This window comes from Streptomyces sp. SM18 (assembly GCF_002910775.2).
In the GTDB taxonomy this organism is placed as follows: domain Bacteria; phylum Actinomycetota; class Actinomycetes; order Streptomycetales; family Streptomycetaceae; genus Streptomyces; species Streptomyces halstedii.
Genome location: NZ_CP029342.1, coordinates 369,458 through 385,164, shown reverse-complemented (window position 1 = coordinate 385,164; position 15,707 = coordinate 369,458). Strand labels below are relative to the sequence as shown.

At 73.2% G+C, this 15,707-nt stretch carries 13 protein-coding genes; 7 read left to right on the top strand and 6 right to left on the bottom strand.

From position 1 onward, the window contains the following. Nucleotides 1–209 precede the first annotated feature (209 nt). The 3 genes from B9S64_RS01665 (at nucleotide 210) to B9S64_RS01655 (ending at nucleotide 4,976) form a co-directional block, all read left to right on the top strand. Nucleotides 210–2,924: a cellulose binding domain-containing protein gene (locus tag B9S64_RS01665; protein WP_374936101.1), complete on the top strand. Its 2,715-nt coding sequence runs from the start codon at nucleotides 210–212 to the stop codon at nucleotides 2,922–2,924. Nucleotides 2,925–3,316: 392 nt separating this feature from the next. Next, entirely contained in the window at nucleotides 3,317–4,162 is an 846-nt protein-coding gene (locus B9S64_RS01660) for a hypothetical protein (protein WP_103493542.1), read from the top strand. A 121-nt stretch (nucleotides 4,163–4,283) separates the two neighbouring features. Beyond that, nucleotides 4,284–4,976, top strand: a complete 693-nt coding sequence (locus B9S64_RS01655; protein WP_103493543.1) for a class F sortase — start codon at nucleotides 4,284–4,286, stop codon at nucleotides 4,974–4,976. 75 nt (nucleotides 4,977–5,051) lie between these two features. Here B9S64_RS01655 and B9S64_RS01650 read toward each other — a convergent pair whose 3' ends face one another. Further along, nucleotides 5,052–5,918: an aquaporin gene (locus tag B9S64_RS01650; RefSeq protein ID WP_103493544.1), complete on the bottom strand. Its 867-nt coding sequence runs from the start codon at nucleotides 5,916–5,918 to the stop codon at nucleotides 5,052–5,054. 140 nt (nucleotides 5,919–6,058) lie between these two features. After that, nucleotides 6,059–6,619 carry a DNA polymerase ligase N-terminal domain-containing protein gene (locus B9S64_RS01645; protein ID WP_103493545.1) on the bottom strand — a complete coding sequence of 187 codons (561 nt, stop codon included), beginning with the start codon at nucleotides 6,617–6,619 and terminating at the stop codon, nucleotides 6,059–6,061. 351 nt (nucleotides 6,620–6,970) lie between these two features. On the opposite strand from B9S64_RS01645, the gene B9S64_RS01640 reads away from it, so the two are divergent. Beyond that, nucleotides 6,971–7,882: a family 16 glycosylhydrolase gene (locus tag B9S64_RS01640; RefSeq protein WP_103493546.1), complete on the top strand. Its 912-nt coding sequence runs from the start codon at nucleotides 6,971–6,973 to the stop codon at nucleotides 7,880–7,882. Nucleotides 7,883–7,971: 89 nt separating this feature from the next. Next, nucleotides 7,972–8,964, top strand: a complete 993-nt coding sequence (locus tag B9S64_RS01635; protein WP_181012438.1) for an aldo/keto reductase — start codon at nucleotides 7,972–7,974, stop codon at nucleotides 8,962–8,964. A gap of 1 nt (nucleotide 8,965) precedes the next feature. On the opposite strand, the gene B9S64_RS01630 is transcribed toward B9S64_RS01635, so the two are convergent. The 3 genes from B9S64_RS01630 to B9S64_RS01620 all read right to left on the bottom strand — a co-directional run bounded on the left by B9S64_RS01630 (nucleotide 8,966) and on the right by B9S64_RS01620 (nucleotide 11,591). After that, the gene (locus tag B9S64_RS01630; protein WP_258317465.1) at nucleotides 8,966–10,147 is read right to left on the bottom strand and encodes a serine/threonine-protein kinase; all 1,182 of its coding nucleotides are present in this window, start codon (nucleotides 10,145–10,147) and stop codon (nucleotides 8,966–8,968) included. A 206-nt stretch (nucleotides 10,148–10,353) separates the two neighbouring features. Further along, nucleotides 10,354–11,085 (bottom strand): HAD family phosphatase, encoded by a 732-nt coding sequence (locus tag B9S64_RS01625; RefSeq protein WP_103488507.1) that lies wholly within the window; start codon nucleotides 11,083–11,085, stop codon nucleotides 10,354–10,356. Continuing rightward, complete coding sequence (locus B9S64_RS01620; RefSeq protein ID WP_103488508.1) at nucleotides 11,082–11,591, bottom strand: Lrp/AsnC family transcriptional regulator; 510 nt, start codon at nucleotides 11,589–11,591, stop codon at nucleotides 11,082–11,084. Before B9S64_RS01620 ends, B9S64_RS01625 begins: the two co-directional genes overlap by 4 nt. 320 nt (nucleotides 11,592–11,911) lie before the next feature. Between B9S64_RS01620 and B9S64_RS01615 the strand changes: the two genes are divergently transcribed. Both B9S64_RS01615 and B9S64_RS01610 read left to right on the top strand, forming a co-directional pair. Next, nucleotides 11,912–13,450, top strand: a complete 1,539-nt coding sequence (locus tag B9S64_RS01615) for an FUSC family protein (RefSeq protein WP_374936018.1) — start codon at nucleotides 11,912–11,914, stop codon at nucleotides 13,448–13,450. Between the two features lie 111 nt (nucleotides 13,451–13,561). Next, nucleotides 13,562–14,632 carry a lactonase family protein gene (locus B9S64_RS01610; RefSeq protein ID WP_103488509.1) on the top strand — a complete coding sequence of 357 codons (1,071 nt, stop codon included), beginning with the start codon at nucleotides 13,562–13,564 and terminating at the stop codon, nucleotides 14,630–14,632. 62 nt (nucleotides 14,633–14,694) lie between these two features. On the opposite strand, the gene B9S64_RS01605 is transcribed toward B9S64_RS01610, so the two are convergent. Then, on the bottom strand, nucleotides 14,695–15,618 hold the full coding sequence (locus B9S64_RS01605; protein WP_103488510.1) for a sirohydrochlorin chelatase: 924 nt from the start codon (nucleotides 15,616–15,618) through the stop codon (nucleotides 14,695–14,697). Nucleotides 15,619–15,707: the final 89 nt, after the last annotated feature.

The window sequence follows — 15,707 nt, the reverse complement described above, 5'->3', positions numbered from 1 at the left end:
GCCGCACGGCCCCCGCCGGACGCGAGACGTCCGGCGGGGGCCGTGCGTCCCCACGACGGAACCACGTCATTCATCCGATGAAAGGTGTGCACGACCCTTCTCTCCTGGGGAGCGGGAGCGCTACGATCGCGATGCTTTGGGAGCGCTCCCATGTGTGTCATGTCCCCCCACCGCCCTCTGCGGCGGTTCAGCTCGGAGAGGACGCTTCCGTGCGTTTGAGCCCCAGACCCCTCGCCGCCCTTGTGGCGGCACTCGCCCTGACCGCCGGGTTGGCGATCACCGGAACCCCGGCCGTGGCGCGCTCCGACGAAGCCCCCGCCGCGATGGAAGCATCCGATGTGTCCCTAGCGGCGGACACCTACACCTGGAAGAACGCCCGGATCGACGGCGGCGGATTCGTCCCCGGGATCGTCTTCAACCGGTCCGAGAAGAACCTCGCCTACGCCCGGACCGACATCGGCGGCGCCTACCGCTGGGACCAGGCCGGCAAGCGGTGGAAGCCGCTGCTGGACTGGGTGGACTGGGACCGGTGGGGCTGGACGGGCGTCGTGAGCCTCGCCTCCGACTCGGCCGACCCCGACAACGTCTACGCCGCCGTGGGCACGTACACCAACAGCTGGGACCCGACCGAAGGGGCGGTCCTGCGCTCCTCGGACCGCGGCGCCTCCTGGAAGGCGGCCACCCTGCCGTTCAAGCTCGGCGGCAACATGCCTGGCCGCGGCATGGGGGAGCGGCTCGCGGTCGACCCGAACAAGAACTCCGTGCTCTACCTGGGCGCGCCCAGCGGCAACGGCCTGTGGCGGTCCACCGACGCGGGGGTCACCTGGTCCGAGGTGACGGCCTTCCCTAACCCGGGGAACTACGCGCAGGACCCGACGGACACCAGCGGATACGGCAACGACAACCAGGGCATCGTCTGGGTGACCTTCGACGAGCGTTCGGGCAGCGCGGGCAGCGTCACGAAGGACATCTACGTCGGGGTCGCCGACAAGCAGAACACCGTCTACCGCTCCACGGACGGCGGCACCACCTGGTCCCGGATCGCCGGCCAGCCCACCGGATACCTGGCCCACAAGGGCGTACTCGACTCCGCGACCGGTTACCTCTACCTGACCCTGAGCGACACGGGCGGCCCGTACGACGGCGGCAAGGGGCAGATCTGGCGGTACGACACCGGGTCCGGCGCCTGGAAGGACGTCAGCCCGGTGGCGGAGGCCGACACCTTCTACGGCTTCGGCGGACTGTCCGTGGACCGGCGGAAGCCGGGCACCCTGATGGCCACCGCCTACAGCGCCTGGTGGCCGGACACCCAGATCTTCCGCTCGACGGACAGCGGCGCCACCTGGACCCAGGCCTGGGACTACACCAGCTATCCCGACCGCTCCAACCGCTACACCCTGGACGTCTCCTCCGTCCCGTGGCTCTCCTGGGGCGCCAACCCCGCGCCGCCCGAGACCGCCCCCAAGCTGGGCTGGATGACGGAGTCGCTGGAGATCGACCCGTTCGACTCGAACCGGATGATGTACGGGACGGGCGCGACGGTCTACGGCACGGAGAACCTCACCGCCTGGGACTCCGGCGGCACCTTCAAGATCACCCCGATGGTCCGGGGGATCGAGGAGACCGCCGTCAACGACCTGGCGAGCCCGCCCTCCGGCGCGCCGCTGCTGAGCGCGCTCGGTGACATCGGCGGGTTCCGGCACACGGACCTCGACGCGGTGCCGGGCATGATGTTCACCTCCCCGAACCTCGACTCGACCACCAGCCTCGACTTCGCGGAGACCTCACCCGGCACGGTGGTGCGCGTCGGCAACTCCGACACGGCCCCGCACATCGGCTTCTCCACCGACAACGGGGCCAACTGGTTCCAGGGGTCGGAGCCTTCGGGGGTCACCGGAGGCGGCACCGTCGCGGCCGCGGCGGACGGCAGCGGCTTCGTCTGGAGTCCGGAAGGCGCGGGCGTCCACCGCACCACCGGATACGGCAGCTCCTGGACCGCGTCCACGGGCATCCCGGCCGGTGCCACGGTCGAGTCCGACCGGACGAACCCGAAGAAGTTCTACGGCTTCGCGGGCGGCACCTTCTACGTCTCGACGGACGGCGGCGCCACCTTCACGGCCAAGGCCACCGGACTGCCCAGCGAGGGCAACGTCCGCTTCAAGGCCCTGCCCGGCACCGAGGGCGACATCTGGTTCGCCGGCGGATCGGCCACGGGCGCGTACGGGCTGTGGCGCTCCACCGACTCGGGGGCGACGTTCACCAAGGCGGCGAACGTCCAACAGGCGGACAGCGTGGGCTTCGGCAAGGCCGCTCCGGGCGCGTCGTACCAGACCGTCTTCGTCAGCGCGAAGATCGGCGGGGTGCGGGGCATCTTCCGGTCCACGGACGCCGGGGCGAGCTGGACCAGGATCAACGACGACGCCCACCAGTGGGCCTGGACCGGCGCCGCGATCACCGGCGACCCCAGGGTCTACGGACGGGTCTACGTCTCCACCAACGGGCGGGGCATCCAGGTGGGCGAGTCCTCGGACACCGGCGGAGGCGGCACCGACCCGGGCGACCCGGACCCGGGTACGGATCCCGGCACGGAGCAGCCCGGGAGCGCGGCCTGCGCGGTGACGTACACGGTCACCAACGAGTGGCCCGGCGGCTTCCAGGCGGATGTGACGGTCACCAACACCGGTGAGGCGGCCTACGACGGCTGGAAGCTCGGCTGGTCGTTCCCCGGCGGGCAGCGGATCAGCCAGATGTGGAACGCCTCGTACCAGCAGGACGGCGCGAAGGTGACCGCCACCGACGCCGGCTGGAACGGCACGGTGGCGCCCGGTTCCTCGGCGGGCTTCGGCTTCACCGGCAGCTGGAGCGGCGACAACGCCGAGCCGGGCGCGTTCACGCTGGACGGGAAGGCCTGCACCGTCGGCTGACGGAGCACCGGACACGGACGCGGGGCCCGGTGGCGACCACCGGGCCCCGCGTCGCGCCGACCCTGATGGCCTGTCAGAGCGTGGTCCCGGCGAGCGCCATCTGTCCCGTCCCGACCACCCTCCCCTTTTGGCCCCGCCCTTTCGGCCCTGCCCCGGACCGTGCGCATACATCGAAGATCGTCCCGGCCCAAACCTGCCGTCGGCGTGGCGTGCCGTCCAACGGGTGACATCTGGCCCCACGTCACACGATGAGCCCATGGCGTCCCCCGAATGCGGCGCTCTCCGGTGGTGGGCGGCGGAATTTGAGCTGACGGTGGATCACGTCGCCCCTGCGGTCCGACGAGCGGGCAGCCTGCCCGCCTTCGCAGGAGTGGCGAAAGGAATGTGTATCCATGCGCTCTGCCCGCACCCTGTTCGCATCGGCCGCCGTCACGGCGGTCCTCGCGGTCTCCGTTCCCGCCGCATACGCCGTGACCGCCGCGGATGGCTGGGACAAGGACAGCGGCTCCTCATCCAGCAGCGACGACCACCACGACAAGCAGGACTCTCGGAAGCACGACAAGCCCGAGGGCGGTGTCCACACCGGTGGCGGTGCGCTCGCCGCTGTCTCCGGGGACGACTGGCAGAAGGACAAGGACAAGGAGTCCCGCGGCGACGACAACCGCGAGAAGCCGGACTCGTGGAAGCACGAGAAGCCTGAGGGTGGTGTGCACGCCGGTGGCGGTGCGCTCGCCGCTGTCTCCGGGGACGACTGGCAGAAGGACAAGGGCGAGGAGTCCCGCGGCGACGACAACCGTGAGAAGCCGGACTCGTGGAAGCACGAGAAGCCTGAGGGTGGTGTGCACGCCGGTGGCGGTGCGCTCGCCGCTGTCTCCGGGGACGACTGGCAGAAGGACAAGGACAAGGAGTCCCGCGGCGACGACAACCGTGAGAAGCCGGACTCGTGGAAGCACGAGAAGCCTGAGGGTGGTGTGCACGCCGGTGGCGGTGCGCTCGCCGCTGTCTCCGGGGACGACTGGCAGAAGGACAAGGGCGAGGAGTCCCGCGGCGACGACAACCGTGAGAAGCCGGACTCGTGGAAGCACGAGAAGCCTGAGGGCGGCGTGCACGCCGGCGGGGGCGCCATGGCCCTGTCCGGTGGCGGTCTGGCCGCGGGCTCGGTGCTGATGCTCGGTGGCATCGGCGCCGCCGCGTACCGCATGCGTCGCCGCAACGCGACGGGTACCGCCGCGCTCTGACGGGCGGCCGCATCACCGAGTGAATCCTGTCGTGGCCGCCGCCCTCCTCCGGGGCGGCGGCCGCGCCGATTTCCCGTTTCCCCGGCCCGCACCCTCGCACCAGACGAAAGGCAGCACGCGCATGGCCGCCCCCGAGCCGTCCGGAACCGACTCCGCGTCCCCGGCCGCCCCCGCCCGATCCCTGCTGTGGCCCGCCGCGGCGGTAGGGCTGGGTTTCCTCCTCGTCTACAACTCCCTCGACGCCTCCGCGGGCGTCCCGTCCCCGGCGACCACGGTGTCCGCGCCCGCCGCCACCGCGCCGGCGTCACCGAGGCCCGCGCCCTCCGCGGCCGTGGACAACCCGGGGCTGCCCCCGTCGGAGCCCTCGCGCCTCGCGATCCGGTCGATCGCCGTCGACGCGCCCTTCACCCCCCTGTCCATCGGGTCCTCGGGACAGCTCGACGCACCGCCCGCGAACGACCCGAACCTGGTCGGCTGGTTCAAGGACGGCGCCACCCCGGGGGAGCGGGGCACCTCGGTGGTCGCCGGGCACGTGGACACCAAGACCGGGCCCGCGGTCTTCCTGCTCCTGAGCACCCTCAAGGCCGGGAACACGGTGGACATCACCCGCAAGGACGGCAAGGTCGCCTCGTTCAAGGTCGACACCGTCGAGACCTTCAGCAAGGCGGACTTCCCCAGCGACCGGGTCTACTCGGACAACGGCACCGCCCAGCTGCGGCTGATCACCTGCGGCGGTGTGTACGACAAGAAGGCGAAGGACTACAAGGACAACGTGGTCGTCTTCGCCCACCTGGTCTCCGGCACGAACGGCTGAACCGTCCGGTCGTACGCGAGGAGGGCCGCCCACACCCGGGCGGCCCTCTCGCGTACGACCGGACGACTGTCCCGCTCACTCCAGGTCGTCGTCGCGGTGCGGCGGGGCCGGACGCCGGGCCGCGCCCGACGCGCCGCCCGGGGTCTCCGAGGAGGGCACCGGCGGCTGGTCGGGCGGCGCGTTGTCGGTGACGGGCAGGCCATGGGTCAGGAAGTGCACGACGACCGCGATCACCGCACCCGCCAGCGGGGCGACCAGGAAGAGCCACACCTGGCTCATCGCGTTGTTCGCGGCGAACACGGCCGGGCCCAGGGCCCGTGCCGGGTTAACCGAAGTGCCGGTGAGGGGGATGCCCAGCAGGTGGATCACCCCGAGGCTCAGACCGATCGCGATACCGGCCGGACCCTTGGCGCCCTTGCCGTGCGTCGTGCAGAGCACCACGAAGACGAGGAGGGAGGTGAGGATCGTCTCCGCGAGGAAGGCGCCGCCCGCCGAGATGTGCACCAGGGAGTTGGCACCGTAGCCGTCGCTGCCGAAGGAGCCACGCCCCGCCACCTGGAACACCGGGACGGAGTCGGCCAGCCAGGCCAGCAGCGCCGCTCCGGCGAGGCCGCCGGCGAACTGCGCCACCCAGTAGCACAGCCCCGTCAGGGGAGTGACGCGCCGGCCCAGCACCATGCCGAGGGTGACCGCGGGGTTGACGTGGCAGCCGGAGATCGGGCCGATCGCGTAGACCAGGGCGAGCAGCACGAAACCGAAGGCCAGCGCGATGCCGAGGACACCCACGAACGGCTCGGCGAAGATGGCCACCCCGACCGCGAAGAAGACCAGCAGGAGCGTTCCGAAGAACTCGGCGATCAGGGCGCGCGGATCGACGTCCAGGGACCGGTGTCCGGCGTCGGCTCGTGGGGCGTCACGTGGGACCGTGGCGGTTGTGCTCATGAGGACCTCTTCGTGGGTGATCGGGAGCCGGGCGCATCAGGGCCGGGGCACCCCCTCACCTCTCCCTTATCCGGCGTTCACGGTTTTTCCACCGTAATGCCCGGTGCCCGTGCCCGCGCGCCCGTTCGCGCGCCCGGAGGTCAGTCCCGGCCGTCGCCCTGTTCCTCCGCCAGGGCCACCTGGTGCAGGGTGCGGCCGCTGCGGGCCGAACGGGCGTGGTGGGGATCGGGCGTGCCCGGCCGGTCGTGGACGGCCAGGCGGTCGTTGGCCTTGATCAGCAGCCACGCCTCCGGGCCCGGGTTGTCCTGCTCGTCGCCCACCCGGAAGCGGGTGAGGGCGAATTCGCCGTGCAGCTTCGCCCCGTACAGCCAGAACGTCGCGTGGCCGCGCTCCAGGGACTCGGCGAACGGCAGGGGAGAGCCGTCCGGGGCGTGGCCGAGCGGCCGGTAGGTCCCCTGGTCCCAGACGATGACCGTGCCGCTGCCGTACTCGTGGTCCGGGATGACCCCTTCGAAGGTGCGGTACTCCAGCGGGTGGTCGTCCGTGGGCACGGCCAGCCGCTTGTCGCGCGGATTGTCCGACGGGCCGCGCGGGACGGCCCAGGACCGCAGGACGCCGTCCACCTCCAGCCGGAAGTCGAAGTGCATCCGCCGGGCGTCATGGATCTGCACCACGAAACGCTGTGCGTCGTCGCCGCTCATGTCCCGCTCCTTCCGCCCGGGGCGCCGCCTCCACGGCGTGTGCCCGGTGCCGGCCGGCTCCGTCTCCCCTCCGTGTCCCACTCTGCCGCCGTGGGCCGGGCGCCGCATGACGGCCCGGCCGGGGCGGGGGCGGTGGGCCTCGAAGGGCCCGGCACTCCGGGGCACTCCGGCGGCCCCAGGGGCGCGTGTGGTTCACGCACCCTTGACGGCTTCCGTCGGGCTCCCTTAAATCAAGTGTTGAAGCATCCGCGCCGGGGCGGGCTCGTCCCGTGTTCACTTCTCGGCGCGAGATGTCAGGAGCATGACCCCACTCATGTTCCGTGATCCGCCTCCGGAAGAGATGAGACGCCCGTGACCACCTCCCCCCACGACCACAGGCCGGCGGCCAGGCCGCGCCGGGCCACGCTGTACGCGTTGTCCTTGCTCTGCTGTTCGGCCCTGCTGGCCGCCGTACCCGCCGGGGCATCCGCCTCGCCCGCCTCCGACCGCGCCGCCACGGCCCGCGGCACCGCGTCGTCCGCCGCCGTCGTGTTCGCCGACGAGTTCGACGGACCGGCGGGCTCCGCCGTGGACGGCGGCAAGTGGCAGACCGAGACCGGCGACAACGTCGACAACCACGAGCGGCAGTACTACACACCGGGCACCGACAACGCCGTCCTCGACGGCGAGGGCCACCTCGTCATCACCGCCCGCAAGGAGAACCCGGGCAACTACCAGTGCTGGTACGGGACCTGCGAGTACACCTCCTCGCGCCTGAACACCGCCGGCCGCTTCACCCAGACCTACGGGCACGTCGAGGCCCGGATGAAGATCCCGCGCGGCCAGGGAATCTGGCCCGCCTTCTGGATGCTCGGGGCCGACATCGGTGACGTCGGCTGGCCCGAGAGCGGGGAGATCGACGTCATGGAGAACGTCGGGTTCGAGCCCGGTACCGTCCACGGCACCCTGCACGGCCCCGGCTACTCCGGCTCCGGCGGCATCGGCGCCGGCTACACCCTGCCGGGCGGGGCCGCCTTCGCCGACGACTTCCACACCTTCGCGGTCGACTGGGCCCCCGACTCGGTCACCTGGTCCGTCGACGGCACCGTCTACCAGCAGCGGACCCCGGCCGACCTCAACGGCAACCGCTGGGTCTTCGACAAGCCGTTCTTCCTGATCCTCAACCTCGCCGTCGGGGGCTACTGGCCCGGCGACCCCGACGGCAGCACCCCCCTGCCCCAGCAGCTCGTCGTCGACTACGTCCGGGTGACCACCGACGGCTGACGCCGCCGCGCCACCCCCGGCGCCCGTACCGGAGAGCCCTTCCGGTACGGGCGCCGGGGAAGGCCTCGCGCGGCGCGCACCGACGTAGCATGACCCGCATGGAGCAGCGCATACTCGGCAGGACCGGCCGTGACGTATCGGTCGTGGGACAGGGCACGTGGCAACTGGGCGGCGACTGGGGCGAGGTGCGGGAGGCCGACGCCTTCGGTGTCCTGGACGCCGCGGTCGAGGCGGGCGTCACCTTCTTCGACACCGCGGACGTGTACGGCGACGGCCGCAGTGAACAGCTCATCGGCCGCTATCTCAAGGACCGGCCGGACGCGGACGTCTTCGTCGCCACGAAGATGGGCCGGCGCGCCGACCAGGTCCCGGAGAACTACGTACTTGACAACTTCCGCGCCTGGAACGACCGCTCGCGCGCCAACCTCGGGGTCGACACCCTCGACCTCGTCCAGCTGCACTGCCCGCCGACCGCCGTGTACGCGTCCGACGCGGTCTACGACGCGCTCGACACCCTCGTCGCCGAACAGCGGATCGCCGCCTACGCGGTGAGCGTGGAGACCTGCGCCGAGGCGCTCACCGCGATCGCGCGGCCCGGCGTCGCGAGCGTCCAGATCATCCTCAACCCGTTCCGGCTGAAGCCGCTGGACGAGGTGCTGCCCGCGGCCGTCGAGGCGGGGGTCGGGATCATCGCGCGCGTCCCGCTGGCCTCCGGGCTGCTGTCGGGCAAGTACACCGCGGACACCGTCTTCGCACCGGAGGACCACCGCACGTACAACCGCCACGGCGAGGCGTTCGACCAGGGGGAGACCTTCTCCGGCATCGACTACGCGACCGGCGTGGCCGCGGCCGCCCGCTTCGCGGAGCTCGCCCCCGAGGGCGCCACCCCGGCGCAGACGGCGCTGCGCTGGATCATCCAGCAGCCGGGCGTCACCAGCGTCATCCCGGGTGCGCGCTCGGTGGAGCAGGCGCGTGCCAACGCGGCGGCGGCCGCACTGCCGGCGCTCCCGCAGAGCACCCTGGACGCGGTACGCGAGCTGTACGACCAGCGGATCCGCGCGGAGACGCACGGCCGCTGGTGACCTACTCGTCCTCGTCCGCCTCGTCCTCGTTCTCGTCGTCGCCCTGCTGACCGCCGCCCTGCTGGGGTCCGTCCTCGGCGGGACCGGCGGCGGGTGACTCGACCCCGGTGGACGGGGCGGGGGTGCCCCCGGTGCCGGAATCGGGCGAGAAGAGGACCGTACCGAGGTACACCGCCGCGATGAACGCGATCGTCCCGGCGACGGCGCTGGCCACCCGGGGGCGGCGGCGGATGGCCTCGCCCGCGCTCATCCTGCGGGTGGTGGCGGCTCTCGCGGCCCGCGCCGGGGGCGCCGCCCGTCTGCGGCCCGAGGGCTGCGGCAGCCGGTACGTCGCCGGGCCCGCGGGGGCGGCGGGAGCGGGGGAGGCCGTCCGGGGAGCGGGCTGCGCGGACGGGGTCCGGTGCCGGGGCAGCGGCTCGGGGCGCCCCCGCCAGGCGTCGGTGCGGAACCAGTCGGAGACCTGCTGGGCGCTCGGCCGGTCCTCGGGCTTCTTCGCGAGCAGACCCAGCAGGTACGAGTCGAAGGCGGGGGAGATGTCCACCCCGCGCTGCCGTACCGGGACGGGTGGCGTGTCCACGTGCTGGTAGAGCGTCGCCGTCGCCGTGTCCGAGCGGAACGGCGGCTGGCCGACCAGGAGTTGGTAGATGACACAGCCGAGCGAGTACATGTCCGAGGCGGAGTCGGCCGTCCGGCCGAGGGCGCGCTCCGGGGCGAGGTACAGGCTCGTGCCGACGATGTGGCCGGCCGTGGTCAGCGCGGTCGAGGGGTCGTCGACGAACTGGGCGATGCCGAAGTCCCCGATCTTCACGGACCCTTCGGCGTCCAGCATCAGGTTGCCGGGCTTGATGTCGCGGTGCACGATGCCCTGGCGGTGCGCGGCGGCCAGCCCGGCGGCGGCCTGGCCGGCGATGTGCGCGACCTGTTCGGGGTCGACCATCTCCTGGGACTCCAGCAGGTCTCCCAGGCTCTGCCCCTCGACCAGCTCCATCACCAGATAGAAACGGTCCTCCCACGACCCGAAGTCGAACACCGCCACCAGGTGGGGGTGGCTCAGCCGCGCGGCGGTCTGCGCCTCCAGGCGGAACCGGGCGGTCGAGGAGGCGTCGGCGTGGTCGCCCAGCAGCAGCTTCACCGCGACGGCCCGTCCCAGCACCTCGTCCGTCGCCCGCCACACCTCACCCATACCGCCACGGCCGATGGGGGATATCAAACGGTACCGACCAGCTACCAGCACCTGTGCACACCAATCTCGAACTGTGGCCTGCTCTCCGACTGCCGCGGCGGCGACCTCATCGGCCTCGACGGCTCGGTACGGTGCGTGGGGGTGCGCGACATGATCAGCTTATCGGTCCCGTGGACCTGTGTTCGCCCGGCCGTCCACGATCGCCCTCAGGACGGCCGGTCCGGGGCCCGCGGCACCGGCCGGAGCGCCCCGCCCCACCCGCCGGTCAGCCGCTCCAGCACGGCGGCGGCCGTGAACTCCCGCTGCCCGCGCGGGAAGAGGAGGTCGGCGCCGCGGAAGGCGGGGTCGTCCGCGGTCGCCTCGACGTAGGGGACGGCCACACAGCGCATGCCCGCCGCGCGGGCCGCCTCGACGCCCGGCACCGCGTCCTCCAGCACCACGCAGGAAGCCGGTCCGGCGCCCAGCCGCCGGGCCGCCTCCAGGAACACGTCGGGCGCCGGCTTCCCGCGCGCCACCTCCTCCGCCGACACGTACAGCGGGAGGAACGCGTCCAGCCCGGTCACCGCGAGCACCGCCGCGATCGCGGTCCGGGAGGAGCCCGAGGCCACCGCCATCGGCACCCCGCGCGCGTGCAGCTCCTCCACCAGCAGCCGCATCTCGGGGTAGACCTCGGTGGAGGTCCCGGCCAGCTCCAGGTAGAGCGCGTTCTTGCCGGCCAGCAGTTCGTCCACCGGGGCGTCGATCCCGTACTCCGCGCGCAGGGCGTTGAGGGTCTCGCGGGTGCTCACCCCGATGAAGCGGGTGTGCTCCTCCCAGCCGAAGCCGTGGACCCCGTACCGGGCGAGCAGGCGGCGCCCCGCCTCGTAGTAGTTCGGCTCGCTGTCGACGAGGGTGCCGTCGAGGTCGAAGAGGACCCGGGGGGACGGGGCGGGGCTCATGAGGCCCCCGTGGCGGCGGACGGGCGCCCGGAACCGCCGGCCGCCCGGCCGACGGCCTCGACCAGCGGCAGGACCCGGTGGGGCACCCGCTCGCGCAGGGCGACGTCGGTGCGCGTCCGCACCACGCCCGGGAGCTGGATCAACTGCTGGATGACGTCCTCCAGATGGCCGTTGTCCCGTGCCACGACCCGGGTCAGCAGGTCGCCGCCCCCGGTGGTGGAGAACACCTCGATGATCTGCGGAAGGGCCGCGAGCGCGTCCCCGATCTCGTCCAGGTGCCCCTGGGTGACCTCCAGATGGACGAAGGCCAGCACGGGGTGGCCGAGCGCCGCGGGGGAGAGGGACGGTCCGGTGCCGGTGATCACACCGTCCCGTTCCAGCCGGTCCAGCCGGGCCTGGAGCGTGCCGCGCGCGACCCCGAGGATCCGCGCGTACTCGCGGACACTGGTGCGCGGCTGCTCGATGAGCAGCCGAAGGATGCGGGTGTCGAGGACGTCCACCGCCATGTTCCGACTGCCTCCTGCCGACCGGAGGGCCCTCGGCCCGCCCGGACGCAGCCTACCGGGCACGGGACGCGGGCCCGCCCGGCGGACACCGGCCAGGCGTGCGACGGACGGGTCGGGGGCCCTTCGCGGCGGGGAGGCGGCCGTTGGCAGGACCGCGGCGGTAATTCCCGGCATCGTACTGTGCCACTGGTACAGAGCTGACAGGCCGAGTTGAACCAGTAGTTCCGTGGATGGTGAGATATGGATCCAATGGCGCTGCGGACCTCCGCGGCGCCTTTCTCGTGCCGAAAGTACAGGTGACCGTGGAGAAGAAGGCGTTCATGGCTCCGGACCCGGGGCGGCTGCGGCTGCGCACCGCGACCAGGGCCGTCCTCGGCATCGGGGCCGCCGTCGCCCTCTGCGGTCTGGCCGGCCACTCGCTCGCCGCCGCCGTCACGGGCGGGCTCGCCGCGCTGCTCGCCCTGTTCACCGTCACCGACGCCACGGTGCGGGACCAGGCGGTCACGACGGCCGCCCTGCCCGCCGCCGGATTCCCGGTGCTGGCCGTGGCGGCGGGTCTGCACGGCCATCCGGCGGCGCGTGACGCGGCGCTGCTGGCGGTCGTCGGTCTCGGGGTGTACGCGCGCCGCTGGGGGCCGCGCGGCCACGCCCTCGGCGTGTTCGCGTTCATGACCTTCTTCAGCGCGCAGTTCCTCCACACGACGCCGGAGCAACTGCCCGAGCTGTACGCGGCGATCGCGCTCTCCCTGGCCGCGGCCTCGGCGGTCCGCTTCGGGCTGTGGTGTCTCGAACGGGACGCTCCGCCCGCGCCCGCCGTCCCGCCGCTGTCCGGCGGACGGGGCCTCGGCCGGACGACGACCCGGCAGGCGGTCCAGGCGACCGCCGGTGCCGCCCTCGCGCTCCTGGCGGGACAGCTGCTCTCCGACCAGCGCTGGTACTGGGCCGTCGGCGCCACCTGGTGGGTCTTCGTGAACACCACGTCCCGGGGAGAGACGCTGGTGAGGAGCTTCCGCCGGGTCCTGGGCACCCTCATCGGCCTCGGTGTGGGGGTGGCCCTGGTCGTACCGCTGCACGGGGCGGCCGTCCCCACCGCCGTCCTCGTGGCGGTCTGCGTCTTCGGGATCTTCTACTCGGCGCCCGTCTCGTACACCTGGATGATGCTCTCGGTCACGGTGCTGGCCGGGTCCCTGTACGGGGTGCTCGGCGTGCTGGACACCAGTCTGCTCGTCCTGCGCCTGGCCGAGACGGCGATCGGCGCGCTCGGTGCGGTGCTGGCGGTGCTGGTCGTCCTGCCCGTCACGACCCACGCCACGACCGACGGGTGGATCCAGCGGGCCCTGCGCTGTGTGCACGCCTGCACCGAGGAGGCCGCCGCGCGGCTCGCGGGCTCTCCGGCCGCCGACCCCGCCCCGCGCGTCGCCGAACTGGAGGCGCTGCTGGGACGGGTACGGCTGTCGCTCGCCCCGCTGGTCCACCCGCTGAGCCCGCTGCGTGCCCGTAAGGCGCGGGCCCGGCGGGTCCTCGCGCTGCTGGACGCGTGCGCACGTGAGGTACGGGGGCTGGCGGCCGTCGCGGCGGACCCGGAGGCGTCCCACGACGAGCGCCTCGGCGCCGCCTGCCGACGTGTGGAGGCCTCCGTGGAAGCGCTCACCGCCCACCGTCCCGTCGCCCGGCGTTCCCAGGGTCACCGTGCCCAGGCCCACCGTTCCCAGGCCCACCGGGCGGCCGTCGCCGAGGGGGCCTCGCCGCTCACCGGTCCCGGACCCGCGCTCGCTCATCTGCACGGTCTGGAACGGGCCCTCGCCGACCTCGCCGCACCGCTGCACAGCCCCCCGCGCGCTCCCCTGGCCGGCGTCTGACGCGGGCCGTCCGGCGCCCGTCAGCAGGCCCCCTTTCTTGGTCTAGACCAAGAAAGGGGGCCTGCTACCGTCGAGAGGGAAGATCGCGACGGATGTGCGGAGGGGTGGCCGATGGGCGGCAACAGTGCGGGGCGGGCATACATAGGGTCGTTCACCTCGGCCGGCGGGCACGGCGTCACCGCCGCGGCCGTCGACCGGGACACCGGGGCGCTGACCGTGCTCGGGACCACCGACGCCGTCCCCGACCCGTCCTTCCTGGCCCTCGGCCGCGCCCCCGCCACGGGCGACCCGGTGCTGTACGCCGTCAGTGAGACCGCGCGGGGCGCCGTCGGCGCGTTCACCCTCGACGGTGACGGCGCGCCCCGGCCGATCGGGCGGATCCGGCCGGTGGACGGGAGCGCCCCCACACACCTGGCCGTCGCCGGGGACCACCTGGTCACCGCCAACTACGGCTCGGGCAGCGTCACGGCGCTGCCCGTCGAGGCCGACGGCTCGCCCGGACCCACCGCCCGGGTGCTCGTGCACGAGGGCCGGGGGCCGGACCCCGACCGCCAGGAGGGGCCGCACGCCCACCAGGTGCTCCCCGACCCCTCGGGGGCCTGGGTGCTCGGCGTCGACCTCGGCACCGACTCGGTACACGTCTGCGTGCTCGACCCCGGCACCGGGTCGCTCCGGCCGCACGCGCGGACCGCGCTGCGGCCCGGCAGCGGCCCCCGGCACCTGGCCTTTCACCCGTCCGGGCGACACCTCTACGTCCTGAACGAGCTGGTGCCCACGGTGACCGTGTGCCGCTGGGACGCGGTCACCGGGGAGCTCGACCCGGTCGGCGAGACGCCGGTGGTCCCCGAAGGCGCCGTGGCCGGGGACGGGGGCCGCGTCTACCCCTCCGAGGTGGTCGTCGCGCGGGACGGCCGCTTCCTGTGGACCGCCAACCGCGGACACGACAGCATCTCCGTGCTCACCCTCGACGAGACGGCCGAGAAGCCGGTCCTGGCCGCGTCCGTGGGCTGCGGCGGCCGCTGGCCCCGCGACCTCGCCCTGGATCCGACCGGGCAGTGGCTGTACGCGGCCAACGAGCGCTCCGGCGACGTCAGCTGGTTCGCCGTGGACGCGGAGACGGGCGTCCCGGCCCATGCCGGCTCGATCGAGGTCCCGGCCGCCTCCTGCGTGGTGTTCGCCTGACCCGCGACAGGCGCGGGCGGCACGTCCGGCCGAGCCGGTCCGTGCCGCCCGTACGGCGCCGGTCAGTGCGCCGGTGCCCCCTGCGGCGTCGCCGGGGTGATCCCGAGCGCGGTCGCGTAGAGCGAGAGGACGAGCTTGCCGATGGCGGGGTACGCGCCGAGGGGCTCGGCGGTGGCGCAGCCCACCTCCTTGGCGGCGGCCTCCAGCAGGCTCGCGTCGATCTCCGGCCCCACCAGGTACGGGGCGAGCGCGAGCTGCGCGGCGCCCGCGCCGCGCAACTGCTCGGCGATCGCGGTGACCGAGCCGTCCACGTCCAGGGCGGCGGCCATCACCGGCACCGCGAGGCGCGCCGCCAGCAGCATGCCGGTGATCCCGGCGGCCTGGACGGCCTCCTCGCCGCCCACCGTGGCCAGCACGATGCCGTCGGCCGCGGTGGCCACGGTGAACAGCCTCGCGCGGTCGGCGCGGGCCAGCCCGGCCTCCGAGAGGCGCACGTGCAGGGCCTCGGCGAGGAGCGGGTGCGGGCCCAGCACATCGGTCAGCTCGACCTGCGTGCCGCTGTCCATGACCGCCTGCCGTATGCGGCGGACGATGGCGCTGTCCGGCCCCGCGAGGAGCGGCACCACGACGGCCGACGGGCCCTCGGGCGCGGACACGTCGCGGCCGGCGGCGACGGCCTGCTCGTAGCGCGCGGTGCGCTCGGCAGCGGTATCGGTGAGTACGGAGACGAGCGCGGGATGTTCGTCGTCGTCACCGTCGAGGTAGCCGATCCGCGCGTGCAGACCGGGCAGCTCGGAACGGGCGATGCTGATCACCTCCTCGGCCAGGCTGCGCGTGGCCGAGGAGGGGGTACCGGGAACGGCGAGGACGAGCGCCGCCGCGCCCTCGGGTGCGACCACGGGCTCCGGGCGGCGGTGCCGTCCGGACTGGCGAGGTCGCGGCATTCGTACGGGCAGGCCGGAAGCGGGCCCAGTGGGGGTGCTCATGGCGCCGCATGCTACTGGTTTTGGGTACCTCTCTGTTCGGGGAGGGGGTGGTCAGGCGTCATCTGTCCGTTTATGTCTGTTGCGTGGCT

Coding starts and splice junctions, on each gene's coding strand:
- B9S64_RS01625 (WP_103488507.1), bottom strand. CDS start 11,085: ATGAGCCCCGCCCCGTCCCCCCGGGTCCTCTTCGACCTCGACGGCACC.
- B9S64_RS01650 (WP_103493544.1), bottom strand. CDS start 5,918: ATGAGCACAACCGCCACGGTCCCACGTGACGCCCCACGAGCCGACGCC.
- B9S64_RS01615 (WP_374936018.1), top strand. CDS start 11,912: ATGGCTCCGGACCCGGGGCGGCTGCGGCTGCGCACCGCGACCAGGGCC.
- B9S64_RS01635 (WP_181012438.1), top strand. CDS start 7,972: ATGACCCGCATGGAGCAGCGCATACTCGGCAGGACCGGCCGTGACGTA.
- B9S64_RS01660 (WP_103493542.1), top strand. CDS start 3,317: ATGCGCTCTGCCCGCACCCTGTTCGCATCGGCCGCCGTCACGGCGGTC.
- B9S64_RS01655 (WP_103493543.1), top strand. CDS start 4,284: ATGGCCGCCCCCGAGCCGTCCGGAACCGACTCCGCGTCCCCGGCCGCC.
- B9S64_RS01645 (WP_103493545.1), bottom strand. CDS start 6,619: ATGAGCGGCGACGACGCACAGCGTTTCGTGGTGCAGATCCATGACGCC.
- B9S64_RS01630 (WP_258317465.1), bottom strand. CDS start 10,147: ATGGGTGAGGTGTGGCGGGCGACGGACGAGGTGCTGGGACGGGCCGTC.
- B9S64_RS01605 (WP_103488510.1), bottom strand. CDS start 15,618: ATGAGCACCCCCACTGGGCCCGCTTCCGGCCTGCCCGTACGAATGCCG.
- B9S64_RS01610 (WP_103488509.1), top strand. CDS start 13,562: ATGGGCGGCAACAGTGCGGGGCGGGCATACATAGGGTCGTTCACCTCG.
- B9S64_RS01620 (WP_103488508.1), bottom strand. CDS start 11,591: ATGGCGGTGGACGTCCTCGACACCCGCATCCTTCGGCTGCTCATCGAG.